At 70.5% G+C, this 23,967-nt stretch carries 20 protein-coding genes and 2 pseudogenes; 15 read left to right on the top strand and 7 right to left on the bottom strand.

Annotated elements, in window-relative coordinates; translation table 11 throughout:
- Positions 1 to 180: 180 nt before the first annotated feature.
- The 5 genes from BIV25_RS07530 to BIV25_RS07515 all read left to right on the top strand — a co-directional run bounded on the left by BIV25_RS07530 (position 181) and on the right by BIV25_RS07515 (position 6,693).
- Complete coding sequence (locus BIV25_RS07530; RefSeq protein WP_107485969.1) at positions 181 to 789, top strand: hypothetical protein; 609 nt, start codon at positions 181 to 183, stop codon at positions 787 to 789.
- Between the two features lie 5 nt (positions 790 to 794).
- Positions 795 to 1,691 carry an SgcJ/EcaC family oxidoreductase gene (locus tag BIV25_RS07525; protein ID WP_071371354.1) on the top strand — a complete coding sequence of 299 codons (897 nt, stop codon included), beginning with the start codon at positions 795 to 797 and terminating at the stop codon, positions 1,689 to 1,691.
- A gap of 16 nt (positions 1,692 to 1,707) precedes the next feature.
- Positions 1,708 to 2,583, top strand: a complete 876-nt coding sequence (locus BIV25_RS54230) for an NAD(P)H-binding protein (RefSeq protein WP_218158444.1) — start codon at positions 1,708 to 1,710, stop codon at positions 2,581 to 2,583.
- Between the two features lie 95 nt (positions 2,584 to 2,678).
- On the top strand, positions 2,679 to 3,899 hold the full coding sequence (locus BIV25_RS07520) for a permease (RefSeq protein WP_071371353.1): 1,221 nt from the start codon (positions 2,679 to 2,681) through the stop codon (positions 3,897 to 3,899).
- A gap of 496 nt (positions 3,900 to 4,395) precedes the next feature.
- Positions 4,396 to 6,693: a transglycosylase domain-containing protein gene (locus BIV25_RS07515; protein WP_256255655.1), complete on the top strand. Its 2,298-nt coding sequence runs from the start codon at positions 4,396 to 4,398 to the stop codon at positions 6,691 to 6,693.
- Between the two features lie 79 nt (positions 6,694 to 6,772).
- Here BIV25_RS07515 and BIV25_RS46520 read toward each other — a convergent pair.
- A pseudogene (locus BIV25_RS46520) lies at positions 6,773 to 7,213 on the bottom strand (MFS transporter); the annotation flags it as partial.
- Positions 7,214 to 7,394: 181 nt separating this feature from the next.
- Positions 7,395 to 7,589 (bottom strand): hypothetical protein, encoded by a 195-nt coding sequence (locus tag BIV25_RS07510; protein WP_143076591.1) that lies wholly within the window; start codon positions 7,587 to 7,589, stop codon positions 7,395 to 7,397.
- Positions 7,590 to 8,401: 812 nt separating this feature from the next.
- On the opposite strand from BIV25_RS07510, the gene BIV25_RS07500 reads away from it, so the two are divergent.
- Complete coding sequence (locus tag BIV25_RS07500; RefSeq protein WP_071371350.1) at positions 8,402 to 8,848, top strand: hypothetical protein; 447 nt, start codon at positions 8,402 to 8,404, stop codon at positions 8,846 to 8,848.
- Positions 8,849 to 9,046: 198 nt separating this feature from the next.
- A complete protein-coding gene (locus tag BIV25_RS07495; RefSeq protein WP_071371349.1) occupies positions 9,047 to 12,190 on the top strand; it encodes a BTAD domain-containing putative transcriptional regulator in 3,144 nt (1,047 codons plus the stop codon).
- On the opposite strand, the gene BIV25_RS07490 is transcribed toward BIV25_RS07495, so the two are convergent.
- Positions 12,168 to 12,962 (bottom strand): ABC transporter permease, encoded by a 795-nt coding sequence (locus tag BIV25_RS07490; RefSeq protein ID WP_071371348.1) that lies wholly within the window; start codon positions 12,960 to 12,962, stop codon positions 12,168 to 12,170. The two genes, BIV25_RS07495 and BIV25_RS07490, sit on opposite strands and share 23 nt — an antisense overlap.
- Positions 12,959 to 13,954, bottom strand: a complete 996-nt coding sequence (locus BIV25_RS07485) for an ATP-binding cassette domain-containing protein (RefSeq protein ID WP_071371391.1) — start codon at positions 13,952 to 13,954, stop codon at positions 12,959 to 12,961. Before BIV25_RS07485 ends, BIV25_RS07490 begins: the two co-directional genes overlap by 4 nt.
- A gap of 599 nt (positions 13,955 to 14,553) precedes the next feature.
- On the opposite strand from BIV25_RS07485, the pseudogene BIV25_RS07480 reads away from it, so the two are divergent.
- The 8 genes and pseudogenes from BIV25_RS07480 to BIV25_RS07445 all read left to right on the top strand — a co-directional run.
- Positions 14,554 to 15,162, top strand: a pseudogene (locus BIV25_RS07480) (lipase family protein); the annotation flags it as partial.
- A 123-nt stretch (positions 15,163 to 15,285) separates the two neighbouring features.
- Complete coding sequence (locus BIV25_RS07475; RefSeq protein ID WP_107485965.1) at positions 15,286 to 16,296, top strand: STM4015 family protein; 1,011 nt, start codon at positions 15,286 to 15,288, stop codon at positions 16,294 to 16,296.
- 261 nt (positions 16,297 to 16,557) lie between these two features.
- Positions 16,558 to 17,106, top strand: a complete 549-nt coding sequence (locus BIV25_RS07470) for a hypothetical protein (RefSeq protein WP_071371347.1) — start codon at positions 16,558 to 16,560, stop codon at positions 17,104 to 17,106.
- A gap of 143 nt (positions 17,107 to 17,249) precedes the next feature.
- Positions 17,250 to 19,067: an FAD-dependent oxidoreductase gene (locus BIV25_RS07465; RefSeq protein ID WP_071371346.1), complete on the top strand. Its 1,818-nt coding sequence runs from the start codon at positions 17,250 to 17,252 to the stop codon at positions 19,065 to 19,067.
- 172 nt (positions 19,068 to 19,239) lie between these two features.
- A complete protein-coding gene (locus tag BIV25_RS07460) occupies positions 19,240 to 19,818 on the top strand; it encodes a HutD family protein (protein WP_071371345.1) in 579 nt (192 codons plus the stop codon).
- Between the two features lie 138 nt (positions 19,819 to 19,956).
- Positions 19,957 to 20,673 (top strand): NADPH-dependent F420 reductase, encoded by a 717-nt coding sequence (locus BIV25_RS07455; RefSeq protein WP_071371344.1) that lies wholly within the window; start codon positions 19,957 to 19,959, stop codon positions 20,671 to 20,673.
- A gap of 117 nt (positions 20,674 to 20,790) precedes the next feature.
- Positions 20,791 to 21,093 carry a hypothetical protein gene (locus tag BIV25_RS07450; RefSeq protein WP_071371343.1) on the top strand — a complete coding sequence of 101 codons (303 nt, stop codon included), beginning with the start codon at positions 20,791 to 20,793 and terminating at the stop codon, positions 21,091 to 21,093.
- Between the two features lie 97 nt (positions 21,094 to 21,190).
- Positions 21,191 to 21,808 carry a GNAT family N-acetyltransferase gene (locus tag BIV25_RS07445; protein WP_071371342.1) on the top strand — a complete coding sequence of 206 codons (618 nt, stop codon included), beginning with the start codon at positions 21,191 to 21,193 and terminating at the stop codon, positions 21,806 to 21,808.
- 19 nt (positions 21,809 to 21,827) lie between these two features.
- On the opposite strand, the gene BIV25_RS07440 is transcribed toward BIV25_RS07445, so the two are convergent.
- The 3 genes from BIV25_RS07440 to BIV25_RS07430 form a co-directional block, all read right to left on the bottom strand.
- Positions 21,828 to 22,130, bottom strand: coding sequence for an ATP-binding protein (locus tag BIV25_RS07440; protein WP_256255654.1), 303 nt, complete (start codon positions 22,128 to 22,130; stop codon positions 21,828 to 21,830).
- Positions 22,131 to 22,496: 366 nt separating this feature from the next.
- Complete coding sequence (locus tag BIV25_RS07435) at positions 22,497 to 22,682, bottom strand: hypothetical protein (protein WP_071371341.1); 186 nt, start codon at positions 22,680 to 22,682, stop codon at positions 22,497 to 22,499.
- 121 nt (positions 22,683 to 22,803) lie between these two features.
- Entirely contained in the window at positions 22,804 to 23,859 is a 1,056-nt protein-coding gene (locus BIV25_RS07430; protein WP_071371340.1) for an aldo/keto reductase, read from the bottom strand.
- Positions 23,860 to 23,967 lie beyond the last annotated feature (108 nt).

The raw sequence follows: 23,967 nt of genomic DNA, 5'->3' as shown, positions 1-23,967 counted from the left end.
CCTTTGACCCTTGAAGTTCGTGAACTCTCAAGTAAACTCCCGATCGCCCGCCCTCCCCTCCGGACTCCTCACCCCCACCTCAACGGAGACCCACCCCCCATGTCCGTCATGGCGAACACACCTGAATCGGCATTACCGAACGCCCGATGTAGCACCCCCGAAGGCTCCGCCGCTCTCGGCGTGACGCCCGCTCTCCCCACCGTCCTGATGGACGAGCAGGCACTCACGGACTTCCTCGAAGCCGCCGTCGGCGAGTACCAACTCATCACCGCCCAGGCACCGTTGCCCTGCTTCGCTCTCCTGCTCGGCCACGCGGAGGCGGCGACGTACCACGTACGGCGCATCGCCCTCGGCCGGAACGCCCGCACAACGGATCCGTCGGCACGGCGGGAGTTCCGCGACACGATCGTGCCGGCGTTCGGGCCGGCCTACGAGAACGAACACCGCGGCTGGTGGATGGACTCCCGCGACCTTCTCCGCGCGTCCCGCGAAGCCGACGCCCTGGGGATGGATCTGCTCGGCTCCATCCACATGCACCCGGACTGGCACCGGTTGGGCCCGCCGTCGGAACGGGGGCAGGTGCTCAGCGAGCGCCCGACACCCATGGACCGCCATCTCTTCGGACGGACCGGATGGCCCCTCAACCTCATCTGCTATCTGGAGCGCCGCGGCGACGCGTACTACCACGCGCTGGCAGCCTGGGCCCCGCCTTCCCCGCACCCGTCCGAGGACATCGCCTGCCCCGAACTCGCCCTGCTCGTCCCGACGAGTTCCCTGCTGAAGGTGTGAGAACGATGCATCAGCCCGAAGAAACGCACGCCCCTGGCTCGCACGGCTCCCACGGACACACCCACGACGGCGCCGCCGGGGACGACACTCAGGAGATCCGGGCCCTGTGGTCGCGGATGACCCGTGGCTGGGCGGCGGGTGACGCCGCACTCTTCGCCGCGAGCTTCACGGAGGACTGCGACTTCACCACCGTACGGGGCGAGAAGCCGTCCGGCCGAAGCGGCATCGAGGCGGGCCACGAGGCCCTGTTCCAGGGGCCGTTCGCCGACACACTCCTCGACATGCGGATCGTGGCCGTCCGATTCCTCCACCGCGGTCTGGCCACCGTCGAGGCGGAGTCGACCATCACCTCCCGCAGCGGCGAACCGTTCATCTCCACACACGCGTTGGCCGTCGTGGAACGGACACCTGAGCGTCCCTGGCTGATCAGGGCGTTCCACAACATGGTCCCCGCACCCCGCCCGACCGAGGACACCCTCGACGCGAAGGATTCCGCCATGGACGAACCCACCGGCCGGCCAAAACTCCGCCACCTGGCCATCGTGGCCCGCGACCCGGAGAAACTGGCCGAGTTCTACTCCTCGGTGTTCGCGATGGAGCTCTTCCACCGTGATCCGGACGGCAGTTGCTTCCTCTCCGACGGCTGTCTGTCCCTCGCCCTGATCAAGCACCGGCTCGACGGCGAGACCCCGGTGGGAATGAACCACTTCGGCTTCCATGTCGAGGACACGGCAGCCACGTCCGAGGCGCTGGTGTCGGCGGGCACCCCGAAACCCGCGGAGCGCTTCACCGATCGCCCCTTCGCCGAGTACCGGGCCATGGATCCGGAAGGGAACTGGTTCGACCTCTCGGAACACGGCTTCGGCGGCCCCCGCCCGAAGCCCGACCCCACCGGAACCTGACCACCTGCCGCCCCTGATGATTCTGGTGACTGGCGCGAGCGGGAACGTCGGAACGGCTCTCCTCACCCCTCTGCGTGCCGACGGCATGGCCGCGCGGGCGGCTTACCGTGATCCGCAGACCGCGGCCCAGGTGATCACGTCGGGCGGTCGGGCAGTGACACTCGACCTGGCCGCGCCGGAGACGATCGGTCCCGCACTCGACGGCATCGAGACGGTGTTCCTCATCGGCGCGACGGGCCCCGACCAGGCGAAGCACGAACTCAACATGCTGGATGCCGCCCGCGCGGCGGGCGTCCGGGTGGTCAAGCTGTCGGTCTGGCGGGCCGACGAGGGACTCACACCGATCGCCCGGCTCCATCAACCCGTCGAACAGTCGCCGGCGACCTCCGGCCTGCCCTGGATGATCCTGCGCCCTGACTTCTCTCCGCAGAGCTTCCTCCGGCAGCCGTCCATCCGCGAGGCCGGGCAATTCGGCTTCCCCCCTGATCACCGCGCCCATCAGCTTCATCGACGTCGCCGACATCGCCCGTGTCACGGCGCGGGTGCTCACCACCGGCGGCCACGACGGCCGCGTCCACGACCTCACGGGGCCGAAGGCGCTGATCTACGCCGAAGCCGCCGAAGAGTTCTCCGACGTCCTCGGCAGGCCCGTGCGCTACGTGGGCCTGCCGGACCACGAGTCGCGCACCGCGATGCTGAGTCGCGGGATGCCGGAGTTCCACGTCGATGCCCTGATCGCAGTCGCCCGCGCCTACCGCGACGGTGGTGCCGAGACCGTCATGTCGACCGTGGCCGACCTCACCGGCCACGCACCCCTCGAGCGCCGATTTCGTACGCCAGGACCGCGACGCCTTCGCCTGACCGTGAGGCGAGGCACTGCTTCCCCGGCTGAGGCCGCGGATACTGCGCCGCACGACCTAAATACCCCGAGGGGGTATAGACTTCGTCCCGACGGCGGCGGCCCACGGCGAAGGGCAGGCGGGCACCATGCATGCGATCGTGCACGCGCTCTCCCTTGCCGGGTCGATGACCTGGGAGATCACCTGGGCCTTGATCCTCGGCTTCGCCCTCTCCGCGGTCGTGCAGGCGGTGGTGCGCCGCGAGACGGTCGTACGGCTCCTCGGGGACGACCGGCCCCGTACCCTCGCCCTGTCCGCGGGACTCGGCGCGGCGTCCTCGTCCTGCTCCTACGCCGCTGTCGCGCTCGCCCGCTCGCTGTTCCGCAAGGGCGCCGACTTCACCGCGGCCATGGCTTTCGAGATCGCCTCCACCAACCTGGTGATCGAGCTGGGCGTGATCCTGGCCCTGCTGATGGGGTGGCAGTTCACCGCCGCGGAGTTCGTCGGCGGCCCGATCATGATCATCGTCCTCGCCCTGCTGTTCCGGTTCCTGCTGCGCGAGCGGCTGCTGCGCCGGGCGCGCGAGCAGGCCGAGCGCGGACTGGCCGGCTCCATGGAGGGGCACGCGGCGATGGACATGTCCGTGGGCGGTGAGGGCGGATTTGCCCGGCGGCTCTTCTCCCGGGACGGCCTGACGTCCGTGTCGCACATCTTCGTCATGGAATGGGCGGCGATCCTGCGTGACCTGGTGGCGGGACTGCTGATCGCCGGGGCGATCGCCGCGTGGGTGCCGGACGACTTCTGGCACACGTTCTTCCTGGCCGGCCATCCGCCGACGGCCAGGCTGGTCGGGCCGCTGATCGGCCCACTGGTCGCGATCGCCACATTTGTCTGCTCCATCGGCAATGTGCCGCTTGCCGTGGTGCTGTGGAAGGGCGGCATCAGTTTCGGCGGAGTGATCGCCTTCATCTATGCCGACCTGCTGATCGTGCCGATCCTGAACATCTACCGGAAGTACTACGGCGCCCGGATGGCCGCCTTCCTGCTGGTCACGTTCTTCACGGCGATCGTGGTGGCCGGGTACGTCGCGGAATTCGCCTTCGGCGGTCTCGGGCTCGTCCCCGACCAGGCCGACGCCAGGATCCCCGAGGATGGGATCACCTGGAACTACACGACCTGGCTCAACATCGCCTTCCTGCTGCTGGCCGCAGCCCTGCTCGTCCGCTTCCTGCGCACCGGCGGTCCGGCGATGCTCCGCATGATGGGCGGCCCGCCGGACCACGAGGAACGCGACGACGGGCATGGAGACGGACACCGGTACGGGCATGGGCACGGGTATGGGAGCATGCACGGCGGGCACCGCGGATAGGCCGCCGGACGGTCGTCGTCCGCGCCGCAGGACTTTGCCCGGGGGCGGTTGTCGGCGCACACCGAGCACCGCTTACTCTTACAACTTGTAGGAGATGCCGGGAACGGCAATCCACCCCAGGTCAAGCCCCCGTCAGGCTCTGCGCCGGGACGGGCCGGCCGCAGCGCAGCGGGGGCGTACGCCTGGTTGAGGAGTGGCGAGTATGAGTGAACACCGGCGCCGAACGTCGGGGAATGCCGGGCCGTCCGGCTCGGACGGCGTGCCCTACGGCGGCCGGGCCGAGGCGCGCAGGGCTGCCCGGGGAGACGGCGGACGGCGACGTCGCCCGGCGGACACCGAACGTGCGACGGACACGCGGCGTGCGGCGACGGGTACTCGGCGTGCTGCGCCGGACGGTCGGCGCGCACCGGCCAGGCGTTCCGGCCGGCGCCGTCTCATCAACTACCCGCAGGCGGACAGACACGGCTTCCGGCGGTGGCTTCCCTCGTGGAAGCTGGTGTCCGGCACGTTCCTGCTGTTCCTGGGCGGTGTGGTGGGCCTGTTCGGGTACGCCTACGCCACGACGACGATCCCCAGTGTGAACCCCAGCACACAGGCGCAGAGCAACACGTACTACTGGTCGGACGGCTCGGTCATGACGACGCAGGGGTCGACCAACCGGCAGAACATCGACCTCGCCCAGGTCCCGAAGCTGGTGCAGTGGGACTTCCTCGCGGCGGAGAACGCCACCTTCTACACGGACCCCGGCGTCGACACCCAGGGCATGCTCCGCGCGGTCTACCACATGGCCTCCGGCGGCGAGGTGCAGTCCGGGTCCACCATCACCCAGCAGTTCGTGAAGAACACCTACCTGACCCAGGACCAGTCGGTCACCCGCAAGCTGAGGGAGATCATGATCTCCCTGAAGATCGGTGGCCAGCTGTCCAAGCAGCAGATCCTGCAGGGCTATCTCAACAGCTGCTACTACGGCCGTGACGCCTACGGCATCGAGGCCGCGGCGCGCACCTACTACCACGAGCACGCCTCCCAACTGACCGTCAGCCAGGGCGCGTTCATCGCCGCCACGGTCAACGAGCCGAGCCTGCTCATGCACGCCGACACCGACCCGCAGGCCAAGGCCCAGGCCACCGGGCGCTGGAAGTACGTGCTGGACCGCATGGCCAAGATCAACAAGATCACCGCCGCGCAGGAACAGCAGTACCTGACCGCCGGGTTCCCGACGCCCAAGGCCTACACTCCGTCGGCGGGGATGGACGGGCAGACCGGCTATCTGGTGCAGACCGCCGAGAAGTACGTCGAGGCCCACACGTCCCTCACGGACCAGCAGTTGGGCCACGGCGGTTACCAGATCTACACCACCTTCAACAAGAAGAAGGTGAACGCGCTGTCGGCGTCCGTGGCGGCGATGGAGAGCAAGCACCTCGACCCGAAGCAGCGCTCGGCCGACAAGGACGTCCAGGTCGGCGCGGCGTCCATCGACCCGTCCACCGGTGCAGTCGTGGCCCTGTACGGCGGCGCGGGCTGGAACAAGGGCCACTGGACCAACAACGCGGATGCCACGGGTGTGCCGGTCGGCTCCACCTTCAAGCCCTTCGACCTGGCCGCCGGCCTCGACCACGGCGCCGTCCTCTCCCCGGGACAGCCGGCCTCGCCGATCACCCCGGACTCCAAGTTCAACGGCGACGACGGCATCACCATCAAGAACCAGCAGGGCCAGCAGATGCCGGACCCGGGCGACCCCTCGGGCCTCCTGCACCAGCGCAACGACGTGCCCACGAAGTGGGGTTACATCACTCTGCGCAAGGCGATGGAACAGTCGGTCAACACCCCCTACGTCCAGCTCGGCGAGTACGTCGGCTACGACAACGTGGAGGGCGAGGCCATCAAGGCGGGTCTGCTGCGCAAGAGCCTTCAGTACGACACCCCCGGCTTCTACATCGGCACCTCCACCCCCTCGGCGATCCGCATGGCCGACGCGTACGCCACCTTCGACGACAGCGGTGTCCAGCACGAGCCGTACTCGGTGACCAAGGTCGTCGCGGACGGCCACCAGCTGCCCGGCTTCGAGGCACCCAAGGGCACCACCGCCATGCCCTCCTCGACCGCCGACACCGTGACCGACGTCCTGCAGGGTGTCGTGAAGAGCGGAACCGGCACCAACGCGCAGGCCCTGGGCCGCCCGGTGGCCGGCAAGACCGGTACGACCGACGACTACAAGTCCGCCTGGTTCATCGGCTACACCCCGCAACTGACGACGGCCATCAGCATGTTCAAGGAGGACCCGAAGAACTCCGGCCTCCAGTCGATGAAGGGCGTCGGCGGCTTCTCCAAGGTCTTCGGCGCCGACATGCCCACCGAGGTGTGGACCGGCTACATGACCGCCGCTCTCCAGGGACAACCCGTCCAGCAGTTCCCGCCCGCACCCACGCTGGGTCAGGGCGCGAACGAGTTCGGCATCCCGACGGCCACGCCCTCCCCGACCGCGAGCACGCCCTCGGCCACGCCGAGCAAGTCGGGCGCCCCGGGCTCGTCCACCGGACCCTGCCGCCACCACAAGAAGAACTGCGTCAGCCCGAGCCCGACGGACAGCTCCGGCGCCACCACCGGCGGCACCGGTGGCCTGACCGGCGGCGCAGGCAACGGCGGCCTGCTCGGCGGCGCCACCGGAGGGACGAACGGCGGAACGAACGGCGGAACAAACGGCGGCACCACCGGGGGCACGACCGGCGGGACGACCTCCGGCACCACCGCCGGCACGTCGTCCAACCCCACCGGGCCCGGCCGGCATCCCTGACAGCGCCTGACGTCACGGACTCCGCGCTCCGCGCACCCGACACCGAGGCCCCCGGCTCCCCCGAGCCGGGGGCCTCCTCCCCGAGGGGCACCGCGGAGAAGATCACTGACGTGGCGCGACCGACCGACCCCACCGGCACCAGGCGCTCGGCCAGTCCGGCACCGATGGACCAGAAGCCGCCGATGACCACACCCACGACGGCACGGGAGACCAGCACCAGCCAGTAGCCGGGCGCCACCGCGGCCAGGAAGTTCGCGACGGCCAGCAGCAGCGTGAAAACGCACAGCATCAGCCGCCGGTCGAGGCGCGCCGTCGCCACCGTGACCAGCGGCGCGGAGACGGCTGCGAGGAGCCCGGGCATGGTCATCATGAGGCCCGCCATGCCGTCGGAGACCGCGAATCCGGATCCGATCCGGGTGAGCAGGCCGATCGGCAGGATCTCCGTCGTGACGATCGAGAAGATTCCCAGCATCACCGACACCACGGCCGGCCACCCGCTCGACGGATACCGCGTCGGCATGACGTGTGGTGCCGGTATGCGTCGCGGCCATGGTGTCCGCCCTTCCACGCTGCTGGAGGCCTGTCGTTGCACTGCCAGCTCACCAGGCTCCACGCGCACGAAGCCGGCAGTTCAGCGACATCACCCCTGCGGGAGGACGGTGATGTCGCGGAGCTGCCGACGAGGCCTCCTGGTTCCCCCGTCAGTCGCAGGCGGAGGCGTTGCCGAGCACGTCGTCGACGTGGCAGATGAGGCTCACCGGCGTGTCCAGGACCGAGAGGCCCGTGGCGTCGTCGTTGGTGCCCGGGGCGGAGCCGCTGTGGGCTGCCGCGGTGGTCGCGCCTCCGAAGGCCGTTACGGCGGCGGCAAGGACAACAGCAGCGAGAAACGTACGCACGTGCATCACACTCCCTTGTCTCAGAAGGACCGAACGCCTCAGGAGATGACCGCCTCGCCGCCCGCCGAACCGACCGGGGCTGAAGATCACTCACAGGGACGCACGCGCACGGCACCGTTGCGCGGCCATTGGCCCGACGCGACGGTTACCCGATTCGGCCGCCGGCAATTACGGCGGGCCACGGTGGAAAGGTGCAGTTGGCACAGATCGTGCGCCAGGGGTGAACTGGTGGGCGGCGCCGGGCCGTTGGTCTCGGGCGCCCGCCACCCCTCTCCGTGAGCAGGCGACCCATCTGCGGCGCGCAATCGAGGAGTTGGACCGTCTGCCCATCTCGGAGCTCCGCGGAACGTCTCGGACGGGGTCGGGCAGTCGGCGCGTGCCGCCGTGACCGCGTCGGAGAGCGCGGCCGCGACGAGCGAGGTCACCCAGGGCGGGGCGGCGCCCGGCGGCAGCACGGTCCCCCAGGTCCGGGCGCCAGGCATCAGAACGGCCGAGCCTCTGCGCAGTGGCGCCGCCGGCTGTGGTCAGCTGCCGCGCTACGACCGCGAGAGCGAGCCGGGGGGATCAGCCGACCGGGCGAGCCCATTCGTGTCGTACACGGGCATTCGTGTCGTCCACGACCCCGCCACGCCGCGCGCTGACTGGCGGGCCCCGCACATCACACTGATCCTGTTCATGGTCGGCAGGCAACGCGGCGCGAGGGAATTCCGTCTTGCGGGGTATCAGGCTGCGGTCGAAGTGCAGTCGCCGACACCGGTCATGGGCGGCGGCCAGGCCGCGGATGGGGACCAGATGAGGGGCAGGACAGCAAGATGAACCGTGGTATCGGCTCCGCCGGGAAATCCGGCTTCCGCCGTCAGGGGGCCAGGGTCGTCGCAGTGGGCGCTCTGGGTGCGGCCGCGGCCGTGCTGGCAGTGACACCGGCGTTCGCCAAGGGCGACGTCGTTCTGACCGCGTCGCCCGGCACGGTCCGGACAGGTCACACCGTCCATGTCACCGGGCACGGCGGCAGCGACGCGGTGCGCTACGCCAGGCTCTGTGCGCAGGAGCGCACGGGGACCCGCGGCGCGTGGCACACCGTCGCATGTGGCCGGATCGTGGAGATCGGGGGCCACGATGCCAAGGTCGACGTGAAGACCAAGGTCACTCACCGCGGCGTCGTGCAGTTCCGCGGCGTGCTCTACGGCGTCGACGGCCTGCGTGGCGGCCACCCCCACGCGGACATCAGCACGTCGGCCAGGACCGTCCACGTGCGCTGACACGCTCACCGCACACGACTCCTCGGCCGGCACGGGTGTGAACACGGCCGGCCCGGTGCGGCGCCGAACCGGACGTCCCGCGCGAAGTCCCTCGACCGCAGGGCTTGTTGGGGACCTCGCTGCGGTACGACGTGCTCAGCCGTCGGGAAACGCCACTGGCCAGGTGCGTCTCGACGCCCCGCTGGCTAACCTTCACGCGTGACCATCGAGTTGACCCTGCTGCCCCGAGTCGCCTGTCGCGGACAGGAGATCACGGCGCCTCGGCTGCGCGGACTGCTGGCGTTGCTCGCCGAGGACCTGCGCACCGGGTGCAGCACGGGCCGACTGGTCGAAGGGCTGTGGCCGGACGAACTGCCAGGGCGTCCGGGCAAGGCGGTGCAGGTGCTGGTGTCGCGGCTCCGGGCACAGCTGGGTGCCGGACTGATCGAGAGCACACCGACGGGATACCGGCTCGCGCTGGCCGAGGCGCAGGTCGACAGCTCGGCGCTGCTGGCACACGAAGCCGCGAGTGCCGAGTGTGCCCGTACGGGGGATCACGAGGGCGCCCTGGCCCGGGCCGAGGCGGGCCTGGCGCTGTGGGACGGCGGTCTGAGCGCCGCGGCGGGCGAGGAACGGCACGACCCGGTGACGGCGCTGCGTGCCGCCCGGGTCCGGGCGTTCCGTTCACTGGTACGGACCCGGGCGCTCGCGCTGGCCCGGCTCGGGCGCACGGAGGAGGCCGCGGCGCCGCTGGCCGAACTGGCCGGCGAACTGCCCCGTGACGAGGAGCTGTTGACAGAGCTGCTGCGCTGCGAGGCGGCCACGGCGGGGCGGGCAGCGGCACTCACCCGGTACGACACCTATCGACGCGGGCTGCGCGACGAGCTGGGCACGGATCCCGGGCCCCGGCTCAGGACCGTGTACCAGGAGTTGCTGCACGCGGACGCACCGCCCGTGCGTCACGGCGTGCCGCACGAGCCGAACCCGCTGCTGGGGCGGGACGCCGACGTCGCCGCCGTCGGCCGACTGCTGCGCGACGCCCGGGTGGTCACCGTCACCGGCCCCGGCGGGCTGGGCAAGACGCGGCTCTCCCACGCGGTGAGCAGGGCGGCCGAGCAGCCGTTGGTGCACTTCGTCGCCCTGGCCGGTGTCACCGCCGACGAGGACGTGGTCGGCGAGGTGGCCTCGGCGGTCGGCGCCGGGGACGGCCGGCAGTTCACCGGCGGGGACGCGGTGAGCGGCATCGTCGCCGCGCTGGGCCCCCGCCCCGCCCTGCTGGTGCTGGACAACTGCGAGCATGTGCTCGCCGGCGCGGCAGGCCTCGTACAGGCACTGGTGTCGCGCTCGAAGGAGCTGCGGGTACTGGCGACCAGCCGGGCGCCGCTGGGGCTGACCTCGGAGTCCGTGTACTCACTGCCGGAACTGTCCCTGACCACCTCCTTCGAGCTCTTCGAGCAGCGCGCGCGGGCGGCCCGGCCCGGCGTGGAGCTGCCCGCCGACAAGGTGGCCGAGATCTGCCGTCACCTGGACGGGCTGCCGCTGGCCGTGGAACTCGCCGCGGCCCGGGTGAGAGTGCTCTCCGTGGCCGACATCGCGTGCCGGCTGCGGGACCGCTTCGCACTGCTGCGCGGCGGCGCCCGGGACGCGCCCGAGCGGCATCGCACGCTGCAGGCCGTGGTGGAGTGGAGCTGGAACCTGCTGGGGAACGACGGCCGAAGGGCGCTGTGCGCGCTCTCGGTCTTCCCCGGGGGCTTCACCGTGGAGGCTGCGGAGTACGTGCTCGGGGAGACCGGGGGCGCGCTGGATCTGCTGGAGCAGCTGGCCGGGCAGTCTCTGATCAAGGTGGGTGACAGCCCTTCCGGGGTGCGCTTCCACATGCTGGAGACACTGCGGGAGTTCAGCGCCGCCCGGCGGTGGGAAGCGGGCGAGGACGAGGCCGTGACCGGGCGATTCCTCTCCTGGGCCCGGGACTTCGGCCGGGCGCACCACGACGCGATGTACGGCGCCGACGCGGTGTCCTCCGTCGACCGCCTCCGCGCCGAGCAGGACAACCTCGTCCTGGCGTTGCGGCACGCCCTGACCCGTGCCGACGGGCCGGCCGTCGCCGCCGCCACCGCCGTACTGGCCTCCTTGTGGTCCACCGGCAACAACTACACCCGGTTCCTCACCCTCGCCACCGAGACTGGCGGGCCGTTGTCCCGTTTCCGCCCGGGGCCGGAGCACCCCGAGGACGTGGAGGTGGTCCGGAGCGCGGCGGTGGTGTGCACGGCCGGCCTGTTGATGGGCTACGGCCCGCGCGCCGTACGGCAGTTGGCCGTCCTGCGCCGGCTGCCGCCCGGCCGTCCGGACACCGTGCTGCGGGCACTGTCCGTCGTGCTGTGCGCCGTGCCGGACCTGCACCCGCCGCAGTACTCCCGGTTGCGGGAGCTGTGCGACGCCGACGAGCCGATGCTGGCGGGCATCGCGTCGGGCGTCGCCAGTTATGTGTGGGAGTCCGAGCACGAGACGGAGCGTGCGCTCGGGTGCGCGCGCCGCATGCTCGCCGCGCTGGAGCCGTTCGGCAATCCGTTCATGCTGCTGCTCAGCCACGGGCGGATCAGCGAGCTGTGCCTCAAGACCGAGCGGGGCGCGGAGGCGTACGACCATCTGCGGGCGGCGGACGCACTCGGCGTGGTCGGCGACTGGTCCGACTCCATCGGCGTCCGCTACGGGCTGGTGTCCGCATGTCTGCAACGCGGGGAGGTGGACGAGGCGGAGTACTGGCTGGGCCTCGCCGCCCAGGACCGGCAGTTGGAGTCCGCCCAGGACTTCACGGCCGAACTGCAGGCGGCCAGGGCGGAGGTCGCGCTGGCCCGAGGACTGAGCGAGCTCGGACTCGGCCTGTGGCGCAAGACGGTGGAGGGAATGCGGGAGTACAGCCTGCTGCACCCCGGTGATCCCTTCCTGGATCAGTGGTGCCTTCAGCTGCAGGCGACCGCGCTCGCCGCGCACGCGCAGCACGGCCGGCTGGAGCCGGTGGCCGACCTCCTCGTCCACCTGCGGGAACGGCTGCTCGACCTGTTGTCCGGCTCCCCCCGCACCGTGGACATGGTGGAACTCACGGTGTACGGCACGGTTCTGCTGGCGCTCGGCCACGCCGGACTCGCTCGTGGTGACACGGCGGCGGCGCGGCTGATGGCACTGGCGGAGCGGATGCCGGTGCTGCGCGACTACCCCACCCTGTCCTCGGCACGGTCCCGGCAGGCGGTCGGGAACGCCGGCAGGGCGGCGTACACCGAGGCGTGCTCGGCGTACGCCGCCCTGGGGCGGGAGGAGTTGCGGGCCGCGGCGCTGCGCGAGCTCACCGCCGCGGCTCACGGTTGAACCGCGCCTTGGACCACAGGTAGCCCAGCAGGCTCAGCCCCAGGGACCAGGCGACAGCGAGCACCGCGTTCCCGGTGCCGACGTGGGTGCCCAGCAGGAGCCCCCGCAGGGTCTCGATGGCGGGCGAGAACGGCTGGTACTCGGCGAACCAGCGGAAGCCGTCCGGCATGGTGCCCACCGGTACGAACGCGCTGGAGAGCAGCGGCAGCAGCGTCAGCGGCATCCCGAGGTTGCTGGCTCCTTCGGCGTTGGGACTCACCAGGCCGATGCCGACCGCGATCCAGGTCAGCGAGAGGCTGACCAGAGCCATCAGCCCGGCGGCCGCGAGCCAGTCCAGCGGCGTCGCGTGGGGCCGGAAGCCGATGGCCAGTGCGATACCCAGGATCAGCACCAGAGCCAGCAGTGTCTGGATCACGCTGCCGATCACATGGCCGACCAGCACCGAGGGGCGGGAGATCGCCATGGTGCGGAACCGGGCCATGATGCCCTCGGTCATGTCGGTGGCCACGGACACCGCGGTGCCGAGCGAGATCATGCCCACGGTCATGAGGAGAACGCCGGGGACGAGGTAGGCGACGTACTCGGCACGGTCCGCGTGGCCTCCGGTGATGCCTGCGCTCATCGCGTTGCCGAAGACGTAGACGAACAGCAGCAGGAGCATCACGGGGGTCAGCAGGACGTTCAGGGTGAGCGAGGGATAGCGGCGGGCGTGCAGGAGGCTGCGGCGCAGCATGGTCAGGTTGTCGCGGAACGCGTAGCCGGCGACGCTCATCGGGCGGTCTCCTTGTCTGCGGCACCGGCGGAATGTGCGGAGCCGGTGGACTGGGTGGGGACGGGGTTCCCGGTGAGTGCGAAGAACACGTCGTCCAGGTCCGGGGTGTGCACGGACAGTTCGTCGGCCTCGATGCCGGCGCTGTCGAGCCAGTCGAGGATGGCGCGCAGTTCGCGCTGGGTTCCGTCGCTGGGAATCTGCACGGCGAGCGCGGCGTCGTCCCGGGTGGTCTCGCGCAGTGCGGTGGCCGCCTGTTCGTAGGCGACCGGGTCGGAAAAGCGCAGCCGCACATGGCCGCCGGGGACGAGCCGTTTGAGTTCCTCGGCGCTGCCTTCGGCGACGAGCCGGCCGTCGTTCAACACCGCGATGCGGTCGGCGAGTTGATCGGCCTCGTCGAGGTACTGGGTGGTGAGGAAGACGGTGACGCCGCCGGAGACCAGTTCGCGGATGATCTGCCACATGGTGTGCCGGGAGCGGGGGTCGAGGCCGGTGGTCGGTTCGTCGAGGAAGATGATCCGCGGGTCGCCGACCAGGGTCATGGCGATGTCGAGGCGGCGCTTCATGCCGCCGGAGTAGGTGGAGGCGGGCTTCTTCGCGGCGTCGGCGAGGTCGAAGCGCTCCAGCAACTCGGTGATCACCCGGCGGCCCGCGGTACGGGAGAGGTGGTGCAGGTCGGCCATGAGCAGCATGTTCTCCTCTCCGGTGATCAGGCCGTCCACGGCGGAGAACTGGCCGGTGACCCCGATGGCGGCCCGCACCGACTGCGCTTCCGCGGTGAGGTCGTGCCCGGCGATCCGCGCCTGCCCGGCGTCGGCGGAGATCAGGGTGGAGAGGATGTTGACCGCCGTGGTCTTGCCCGCGCCGTTCGGCCCGAGGAGGGAGAAGACCGTGCCGGCGGGCACCCTGAAGTCGATGCCGTCGAGGACGGTCCTGTCCCCGTAGGACTTGCGCAGCCCGGTGGCCGCGATCGCGAATTCGTGGTGCTTCGTCATGCCGCAGAGCGTGCGGCCGAGGCGGTTCAACGTGGTCTCAGTGCGGATTCAGTGCGGTGTCAGCCGAGGGAAGGCCTGGGGGGGGGAGAGACGGTTCGGTCCCGCGTCCGGTGGTGGGTGGTGATGGCGGCGTTCCTGGAGGGCCGGGGGTCCGGCTATGAGGCGGGCACCGGGCACGGATCCTCGCGTCGAGATCGAGACGCTCGGCATCAGGCACGCGGACGAGAGCCTGCTCGGCGTGGTGATGTTCCACCCCGGCAGCCCCGGCCACGCCCGGCAGGCTGGTCTGCCTCTGCACCGGCGGGCAGGTGGGCGGCGGCGCCCACGACCGCACGGCTTGGGCGTACGGCGCGACCATGACGCTGCGACTCGGCATCGGCCCGGCCGCGTGGTCGGCCACCGGCCGGCGCCGGAGACCCCGGCTCCGGTGGCCGCCGAGAACGGCATCGCCCGGGACCGGATCGGACTCGCCGGCGCGAGCGGCGGCGGGGCGGCGGGAAGGCGGGGCGCCCGCCACGGTCACCGCGCTCATCATCCGCGACCGCGGCGACCGCTGTCCGCGGCCGCTGTGGCCGAACTACCCGATGCTGGACGAACGCGACGTCCCACTCGCCGGCACCTACGCGGGCGCGCCGCCCGCCGATCTGACCGCGGTCACCAAAGCCATCGACGGCAGCGAGCTGGCCGGCGCCCTGGGCTGGTCCCTCAACGGCTTCCTCCAGTCCGACCCCTCGCTCAGGCCCCTCGCCGAGGCACACCTCAACGCCGCCGGCAAGGCCGCCCTCTCCGATCTGTCGGCCATGTGCGTCGGGGACGCCATCTTCGGCCACGGGTACGCGAAGAGCACCAAGTGGACGACCGACGGACGGTCCGTCAGCGACATCATCGCCGCCACTCCCGCGCTGCAGCGGTTCCTGGACCAGCAGCGCATCGGCACACTGAAGCCGTCCGGGCCAGTCCGCGTCGCGACGGGCGTCAGCGACAACCTCGTTCCGCACGGCCAGGAACGTCAACTCGCCGTCGACTGGTGCCACAAGGGAGCCGACATCGCCTACAAGCCCGTCGTGCTTCCCGACGTCGGCAGCGCCCTGCTCAACCACTTCGCCCCGCTGCTCACCGACCAGGGCGAAGCCATCGGCCGGCTGACCGACCGTCTCTCCGGCGAACCGGCCCCCGCCACCTGCCCGTCCCTGCCCGCCCAGCCCTGACCGGTCGGCCGCGCCCGGTACAGGAACCCGAGAGGCGCGAGGGAAAGGAGTGGGCCTCCTGCTCGCTGCTGGTAAAACTGCTGCCTGCAACCACCCCTTGACACGTCGGCACATCGCACGTCAATGAAGACCCAGGACGACCACCTCAAGGAACTGTTCGGTCTCCCCGCATTCGCCTTCCCCCTGCCCGGCGAGACGACAAGGCTGCCTGAGCCGGACACCGTGGCCTGGCGGATCGGCCACGAGAGGTGGACGTCCAGCGAGCTGTGGGGTGATGCATTCGGCCGCTTCTGCGCCGAAGTCGACCTCACCCGGGTCCGCGCTCTGATCATCGGCATCTGGGACGACGTGGAAGACACCGATCCCTCCGAGGTCGTCGAAGCGCTGTTGGCCGTGCGTGACCGGCTGCCCGCCCTGCGGTCGGTATTCCTCGGGGACATCACGGACAAGGAGTGCAAGCTCTCCCGGATCAGCCAGACCGACGTCACACCGCTGCTGGCGGGCTTCCCCGCGCTGGAGGAGTTCGGCGTGCGCGCGGGCGAGGGCACCAGCGTGGGCGAAACCCTGAGGTTGAGGTTCCCCGCACTGCGTCACGACTCGCTGCGCAGGCTGGTCGTGGAGAGCAGTGGCCTGCCGGTCGACGTCGTGCGTGGTGTGGGCGCGAGTGAACTGCCCGCGCTGGAGCACCTCGAACTGTGGCTGGGTCGCTCGGACGACGGTGCGGACTGCACGGCGGCAGACCTGGAGCCGGTTCTGTCCGGTGCCCGGTTGCCCCGGCTGCGGCACCTGGCCCTGCGTAACTGCGAGATCCAGGACGAGGTGGCCGCCGCCGTGGCGTCGGCCCCGGTGGTCGGTCAGCTCAAGGTGCTCGACCTGTCCATGGGCACGCTGAGCGACGAGGGCGCCGCCGCGCTCCTCGGCGGCCGGCCGCTGACCCACCTCAAGAAGCTGGACCTGCACCATCACTTCCTCAGCGAGCCCTTCCAACAGCGCATACGCCGAGCGCTCGAACCCGCGGGCGTCGAGGTGGACCTCGGCCAGGACTGCGTCCTGGACATCAACGGCCCCCGCCTGCCCGACACACATGACGACCTCTGCGAGTCTGACATCTGCGTCGGACCAGTCAGCCACTGAGGAGGAGCGTCTTGCCCAACCAGGCCTGCGGCCACCTGAATTCCCCCATCGACACCTGTCGGCTCACACGTCCGGTGCACCACTCGACCATGAAGCGGACACAAGGCTCCGCATGCCTTCCTCACCCCGAGCGAAACCATGCATGCCGAGTCGTCGAGGAGGCGCGAACGCCGGCCGGGCACTGGTCTGGGTGGTGGAAGTCTTCGGTGCCCGACGGTGTCTGGGCGGGCGGCAGCGCCTTCGCTGGGTGAAGCTGAATGCGTGAGCATCAGGAGCGGGAGCCCGGTAAGCACTGAGCAGATCCACGCAGCGCTGGCTGCACTGGGGGCTGAGCCGCCGGCAGATCCCAAGAAGCGGCCCGAGGGGCCACAGGAAGATGACCGCCTGCGGCTGCTCGGCGGTCTTCTGGCGAAGACAGAGCTTGAGATCACCGACGCGACCCGGCTGACCGAGGAAGAGGAGATCGAGGACGTCCTAGAGACGCTGCTCGGCTGGGGAGACCAGGTGGGGGCGGATCCCGGTCTCGAAGTCAACGTCGTGACGAACCGACTGCAACGCACCGCGGTACAGATCTCCCAACCCGAGGAGGAAGAGCTGCCGCCCGGCCGCGAGGCCGCCTTCGCCGCCGTGATGACAGCGGTCTACACGCTCGGCGCCCAGCTGCACGCGGAACGCGGCGATACGGAGGGAACCCGACGCGCTCTGAGCGGGGCGGAAGAAGCCCTCATCGACATCCTGCAAGGCATGCACGACCTGCGCGTCGCCATCGGGGACACGGCCGGCCCCGAGGACGAGGCGACCGACGGCTGACCCCCTCATCCCAGGATGTGTACTGACCTGCCCGAACAGGACACCCACGGGCACGGCTGGCCAACACCACCATCGTGAGGATGCTGTGGAGGACGAGAAACACACTTCCGGGCCCCCGGAACCCTCTCTACCCTCCCGGAATCATGGCAACAGACCACGCGCAGCAACCCCAGCCGACCGCCGGACATTCCCGCAGACGCTTCCTCACGGCCGCCGGCGGCGCGGTCGGCGCGACCGCGTTACGGCCCGCAACGCGAGCAGCCGCGGCCACCCCCTCCCGCCGGCACGTCGCCGTCCTCGGCGGCGGCGTCTCCGGGCTCAGCGCCGCCCACGAACTCGCCGAACGCGGATACGCCGTCACCGTCTACGAGTACTACGACATCCTCGGCGGCAAGGCCCGCTCGATGGACGTCCCCGGCACTGCCGCCGGCGGCCGCAAGCCGCTGCCCGGCGAGCACGGCTTCCGCTTCTTCCCCGGCTTCTACCGGAACCTGCCGGACACGATGCGCCGCATCCCCTTCCCCGGCAATGCCTCCGGCGTCCACGGCAACCTCCGTAATGCCACGGAGGAGTTGTTCGCCCGCGGCTCGGGCCGCCCCGACCTGCACTTCCCGCTGCGCCGGATCACGACCCCGCCGGCGCCCGGCGACATCACCGCGTCCTGGCTCCGCGACCAGATCCTGTCCGCCCTGGATGTGGTCACCCGCCTGCCCGCCCGCGAGGTCGCCTACTTCGCCGACCGTCTCCTGGTCCACCTCACCAGCTGCGACGCCCGCCGCGAGGACCAGTGGGAGAAGGTCGCCTGGTGGGACTTCATCCGTGCGGGCGAGATGAGCAAGGAGTACCAGACGCTCCTCGGCATCGGGCAGACCCGTAACCTCGTCGCCACGCGCGCCGAGGTGGCGTCGACCAGGACCGTCGGCCGCGTCATCATCGAGGCCCTGATCCTGTGGGGCCTGCTCGGCCGCGGGCTGGACGGCGACGCCGACATCGACCGCGTCCTGAACGCGCCCACCAGCGAGGCCTGGATCGACCCCTGGGAGGCACATCTGCGCTCGCTCGGCGTCGACTTCGTGACCGGCACGCAGGTGCTGGAGGTCGGGTACCAGGGCGGGCGGGTGACCGGAGTCCGCGTCGCGGCCCGCGACGGCGGCCACGAGCGCACGGTCACCGCCGACCACTACGTCTCCGCCATGCCCGTCGAACACGCCCGCGCCACCTGGGGCGGGGCCCTGCGCGCCGCCGACCCGCAGCTCGGCCGGTGCGACGCGCTGAGGACGGACTGGATGACCGGCGTGATGTTCTACCTGCGCACGCCCACACCCGTCGTGCACGGGCACATCAACTGCCTCGACTCGCCCTGGTCGGTGACGGCCATCGGCCAGGCGCAGTTCTGGGACGTACGGGACTTCTCCCGCGACTACGGCGACGGGCGGGCCCACGACTGCCTCTCCGCGATCATCTCGGAGTGGGACAAGCCCGGCATCCTGTACGGCAAGACGGCCAAGGAGTGCACCCGGGACGAGATCGTCGCCGAGCTGTGGGCGCAGCTGAAGGACGGGCTGAACGACGCGGGCAAGACCACGCTCAGGGACGAGGACCGCCTCGGCTGGTTCATGGACCCGGCGGTGACGGGCCTGGGCGGCCCCGACCCGCACAACCGCGAACAACTCCTCATCCACCCGACGGGCACGCTCTACCATCGCCCCTCGGCGCGGACGGCGATCCCGAACTTCTTCCTCGCGGGCGACTACGTACGCACCGACGTCGACCTCGCGACCATGGAAGGCGCGAACGAGTCCGCGCGGCGAGCCGTCAACGCCCTGCTCGACGCCGACGGTTCGGATGCCGAGCGGTGCCGTGTGTGGGAGCTGTACCGGCCGCCGGAGATGGAGCCCCTGAAGCGGATCGACGAGGCGCGCTACAGACTGGGGCTGCCCAACACCTTCGACCTGGGCTGAGCCGGAAGGACCGCTGCTCCGGCGGGAGCGACGAGAGGGCCGTCGCGTACAGTGCGGTGTCGAGGGCCTCACGGTCCGGGCGCGCAGCCTGACCCACGCGGTCCTCTCGTCCTGTCCGCCGCCGATCCGCGACGAACGGGCTCGGTGGCCGTCCCATCCGGAAGGAAAGCGCATGGCACTGCGGATTCTGCGGGCGCAGGACAGAACTCCCGCGCCGTGGAAGAACGGCGGCGGTGTCACTTCCGAGGTCGCCGCCCACCCCGAGGGCGCACGGACCGACGATTTCGTCTGGCGTGTCAGCATCGCCGATGTCGCCCGGAGCGGGCCGTTCTCGGTGTTCGAGGGTGTGGAAAGGATCATCACCGTCCTCGACGGTCCCGGCATGGCCCTGACGGTCGACGGCGTCCGGCATGTGGTGGCCGTCCCGTACGAGCCGTTCGCCTTCGCCGGTGGCTCCGACACGCAGTGCGACCTGCTCGGCGGCCCGATCGTCGACTTCAACGTCATGGTGCGGCGCGCCGATGCGTCGGCACGGGTCCGGATCGTGCGCGACCGCGTCACGGTACGGCCCGAGGCCGGCACGTGCCTGCTCGCCGTGGTCCTTCACGGGGCTGCCACCCTCGGCCGGGAGTCCGTCCGCCTCGACCACCTGGATGCCGCACTGTTCGCCGCAGGAGACGCCGACGACATCGACATCGACATCGACGGAGTTCTCGCAGTGGTCACTGTCACCGACCACACCTCCGACTGACCCGGCGCCTCCCGCGTGCGGAGTCTGTCTGCCGAGCTGCTGCTGTACGGATCTCGGCAGATGCGCTTCGAGCGCTGGCGTTCGCGTTCGTGCAGGACTCGGACGGAATACGCGCGAATCCCTGCTGGTTGGCTCAGCGTGGCTACTTTAGGACTGATCGGCAGCGGACGGATCGGCACCACGCTCGCGCGACTGGCCGTGAACGGCGGACTCGACATCGTGCTGAGCAACTCACGCGGGCCGCGGACACTGGCCGGTCTGGCCGCGGAACTTGGTCCCCGGGCCCGGGCTGCGACAGTGGCGGAGGCCGCGGGCGCAGGCGACTGGGTGGTCGTCAGCGTGCCGTTCAGAGCGTACGACTCCTTGCCGCGCCGGCCTCTCGCGAGCAAAACGGTGATCGACACCGGCAACTACTCTCCGCAGCGCGACGGCAGCGTCGAGGCCCTGGACGACGGCTCGACCACGAGCAGCGAGCTGCTCCAGCGCTACCTCGGTGAATCGGCGCACGTCGTAAAGGCGTTCAACAACATCCACCACACACACCTCGCCGTCCTGAACAGGCCGGCAGGCGCCGAGGACCGCACCGCGCTCCCCATCGCCGGAGACAGCGACGAGGCCAAGCGGCACACGACCGAACTACTCGACGCCCTTGGGTATGACGCCGTCGACGCGGGATCACTCGCGCAGGGCAGGCTGTTCGCACCGGGCACGCCGGCATACGGCGCCCCGTACACGGAGCTGCCCGGCGAGTCGTTCGGCTCCCTGGCAGCCGGCGCTGCCCCAGCTGCGTTCCTCTCTCTGAAAGCAGGCCCGGCTTCGGCAGCCGAGGTACGAGCGCTCCTGGCGAAGGCGTAGTCAGAGCGGCGGGGGAGCCCGCGTCGGCCGGCTTCGTCACCCGCAGTTCCGTTGAACCCGGGGCACGCCTCCGTGCGTCGGCCCCGACGGCAACCTCCTCGGCGTGCGGCAGGACCGATGAACGCCGAGCCCGCACCGGTGGCCGGCACATCGCCGAACGGCGCCCCGTACCAGGAGCCGCTGTCCTTCGACTGGAACGGCGGAGCACTGCTGGTGGCCACTCCGGCCGACAGCCCGACCGGCAGGAACCTGGCCGCCACCCGGACCACCCCGCCGGCGCTGGGACACACCCGTGACGTCGCCGTACTCGCGGGCACGGTCGAGATCGTCGAGATCGACGCGCTGCCGCCTCAAGAACTACGCGCACGCGAGTTGATGCGCGACGGGCGTTGTCTGGTGTCACACTCGCCGGACACCTGAACGCGCAGACAGATGAACGGGCTTGTCCAAGCGGTGACTTGGCCTTGTGCCGAACACCAGGAAGACGCCGGGCTGGTCGGCCGGACACAATGCCACCATGGTTGATCACGTGCGAAGTGCTTCACGCCCCGCCTTCCTCAGCAAGCCCTCGCTGAAGGGAGAACAGGTGCTGCTCCGGCCGGTCACGGTGGATGACGTGCCTGCGCTGATGCCGATGTTCCGGGACGCGGAGGCATCACGGCTGACGGGCGGTCATGACGGGGAGGAGCCCGACGAGGCGCGCATACGCACCTGGTACGACACTCGCCAGGAGCAGGACGACCGGCTGGACCTGGCCGTGGTCGAGCGGGCGACGGGGAACGTCATCGGCGAGGCGGTGCTCAACGACTGGGACCCGGGCAACGGCAGTTGCGGCTTCCGTATCTGCCTGGTGCCCGGCGCATACGGCCGCGGCCTGGGGACGGAGGCGACCCGTCTGATCGTCGGTTACGGCTTCGAGGAGCTGGGGCTGCACCGCGTCTCGCTGGAGGTCTACGCGTTCAATCCGCGGGCCCGCCGCGTGTACGAGAAGGTGGGGTTCGTCGCCGAGGGCGTCCTGCGCGACGCTCTGCTCTGGGAGGGCGAGCGGGTGGACGCGACGGTGATGTCGATCCTGGCGCCGGAGTGGTTCCGGCACGGTGGGCGTCCGGACGCAGGCGCCTGCGCGTCACCTTGACCGGTCGCCGGATTCCTCATCACTCCTCATCACCGTACGGCTCCTGGTCCAGGGCAGGGATCCGGAACCGCACGAGGACGGCCTTGCCGTCGTGATCGACGGCCTTCTCCGCGCTGACGCCGCCGTTGTAGTCGGCGGCCAGCTCGGCCACCATCCGCAGCCCGGCGCCCATGCGGTCGTCGGTGAGGACGGGCAGTCGCGGTTCGGCGTCCTCAACGCTGACGACCAGTTCCCCGCCCGTGATCGCTATCCCCACGTCCGTCACGGGGGAGCCTGCCGCATGCCGTAGCACGTTGGTGACCAGCTCACTGACCACCAGCACCACCCGTCCGCGAAAGCCGAACCCGGAGCGACACCGGCCCGGATGAACTGTGCCGCCACCGCTTCCCGGGCCTGGCGGACCGCGTCCGGCCCCACCCGCACCGACACGACATGCCGCAGCCCCCGCGGCGGGACGTGTTCCACCACCGCGGCGGGACGTCGCCGGGACCAGGGCAGCCGGAACCCGCGCACGCCGCCGGTCACCGCACCGCGACCGTGGTGCGCGTGCGCGGTCCACCGAGAAGGTCTTGGCGCCCGGCCGGCTCATACGTCGACGAACGACGCGGCGCCACCAGCTGCTGAGACGAATTCGACGGCTCGGCCTCGCTCTTCGTCTTCGCCTCGTACACCGGAACCGGCATCCCCGTCACCCCTCGCCCGCCCCCGGACCGGTATCGGCGTCGATCCCGTGGCGCAGCGCCACCCGCAGCGCGTCGTCCAGCTCGTCCTGCGCCACGGCCACCTCATACGCGTCCTCGTCCTGGAGAGCCGCCGAGAGCGCGGCGCGCGCATCGCGCACCCGCTCCCGAACGGCATCGGCGAACCCACCCACCGACGGCCACTCCTCCCTCAGGACATGCCTGGATTGGAAACTGGCGAATTGAAGAACTCTTCAAGAGTACGTCTCCCTGTCCGGCCGTACGCTCTGAACCGGTGTCAGACGGCAGCGGGTGTCAGGCCGCAGCCGAGGGCCCGAAGGCCACCGGCGGGTTGAGCCGGGCGAAGCCCTCCTGGCGCTCGTAGGGGAAGTATGGATACGGCGCCGGCTTGCTGCTGGCCGCGTCGAGTCGTGCCGCCTGGTCGGCGGTCAGGGACCAGCCGACGGCACCGAGGTTCTGGCGGAGCTGCTCCTCGTTGCGGGCTCCGATGATGACGGAGGACACGGTCGGCCGTCGTAGCAGCCAGTTGATGGCGATCTGCGGGACGGCCTTGCCGGTCTCCTGCGCGATCTCGTCGAGCGTGTCGACCACACGGTAGAGATGTTCGTCGTCGACCGGCGGGCCGTAGGCGGCGGTGTCGTGCAACCGGCTGCCGGCGGGCAGCGGTCGGCCACGGCGGATCCTGCCGGTGAGCCGTCCCCAGCCGAGCGGGCTCCACACCAGCGCCCCGAGTCCCTGGTCGAGGCCGAGGGGCATCAGTTCCCACTCGTAGTCGCGGCCGACGAGGGAGTAGTAGACCTGCTGCGCGACGTAGCGTGGGCGGCCGTACCGCTCCGCGAGTGCGAGGGACTTCATCGTCTGCCAGCCGGAGAAGTTGGAGACTCCCAGGTAGCGGACTTTTCCCGCGCGGACGAGGTCGTCGAGCGTGGACAGGACCTCCTCGATCGGGGTGCCGGCGTCGAAGGCATGCAGCTGGAACAGGTCGATGTGGTCGGTCCCGAGCCTGCGCAGCGCGTCCTCGCACGCGGTGATCAGCCGCGACCGGGACGAGCCCGCGTCGCCAGGGCCGTCCCCCATCGGGAGGCTGGTCTTGGTGGACACGATCACCTGGTCCCTGCGGCCCTTGATCGCCTCGCCCAGCACTTTCTCGGACGCACCACCGGAGTAGACGTCAGCGGTGTCGAACATCGTGATCCCGGCGTCCAGGCAGACGTCCACGAGCCGACGCGCCTCGCGGACATCAGTGGTGCCCCAGGCGCCGAACACCGGCCCCTGGCCGCCGAAGGTGCCGGCGCCGAAGCTCAGCGCGGGGACCTTCAGCCCGGACGCGCCCAATCGCCTGTACTCCATGACTACTCCCCCATTCTCCTCAGCCCGCCAACTAATGGGCCATGAGTTCCGTTAGGATCTGCCTTCAACGTAACATGCAAAGACGACTAATGAAACTGGAGTACCGTT

Source organism: Streptomyces sp. MUSC 14 (assembly GCF_001866675.1).
In the GTDB taxonomy this organism is placed as follows: domain Bacteria; phylum Actinomycetota; class Actinomycetes; order Streptomycetales; family Streptomycetaceae; genus Streptomyces.
Note: the sequence above shows the minus strand (reverse complement) of the source record. Positions and strands in the feature narration are given on the sequence as shown.

Coding starts and splice junctions, on each gene's coding strand:
- BIV25_RS07525 (WP_071371354.1), top strand. CDS start 795: ATGCATCAGCCCGAAGAAACGCACGCCCCTGGCTCGCACGGCTCCCAC.
- BIV25_RS54230 (WP_218158444.1), top strand. CDS start 1,708: ATGATTCTGGTGACTGGCGCGAGCGGGAACGTCGGAACGGCTCTCCTC.
- BIV25_RS07520 (WP_071371353.1), top strand. CDS start 2,679: ATGCATGCGATCGTGCACGCGCTCTCCCTTGCCGGGTCGATGACCTGG.
- BIV25_RS07500 (WP_071371350.1), top strand. CDS start 8,402: ATGAACCGTGGTATCGGCTCCGCCGGGAAATCCGGCTTCCGCCGTCAG.
- BIV25_RS07490 (WP_071371348.1), bottom strand. CDS start 12,962: ATGAGCGTCGCCGGCTACGCGTTCCGCGACAACCTGACCATGCTGCGC.
- BIV25_RS07485 (WP_071371391.1), bottom strand. CDS start 13,954: ATGACGAAGCACCACGAATTCGCGATCGCGGCCACCGGGCTGCGCAAG.
- BIV25_RS07475 (WP_107485965.1), top strand. CDS start 15,286: ATGAAGACCCAGGACGACCACCTCAAGGAACTGTTCGGTCTCCCCGCA.
- BIV25_RS07465 (WP_071371346.1), top strand. CDS start 17,250: ATGGCAACAGACCACGCGCAGCAACCCCAGCCGACCGCCGGACATTCC.
- BIV25_RS07460 (WP_071371345.1), top strand. CDS start 19,240: ATGGCACTGCGGATTCTGCGGGCGCAGGACAGAACTCCCGCGCCGTGG.
- BIV25_RS07450 (WP_071371343.1), top strand. CDS start 20,791: ATGAACGCCGAGCCCGCACCGGTGGCCGGCACATCGCCGAACGGCGCC.
- BIV25_RS07445 (WP_071371342.1), top strand. CDS start 21,191: ATGGTTGATCACGTGCGAAGTGCTTCACGCCCCGCCTTCCTCAGCAAG.
- BIV25_RS07430 (WP_071371340.1), bottom strand. CDS start 23,859: ATGGAGTACAGGCGATTGGGCGCGTCCGGGCTGAAGGTCCCCGCGCTG.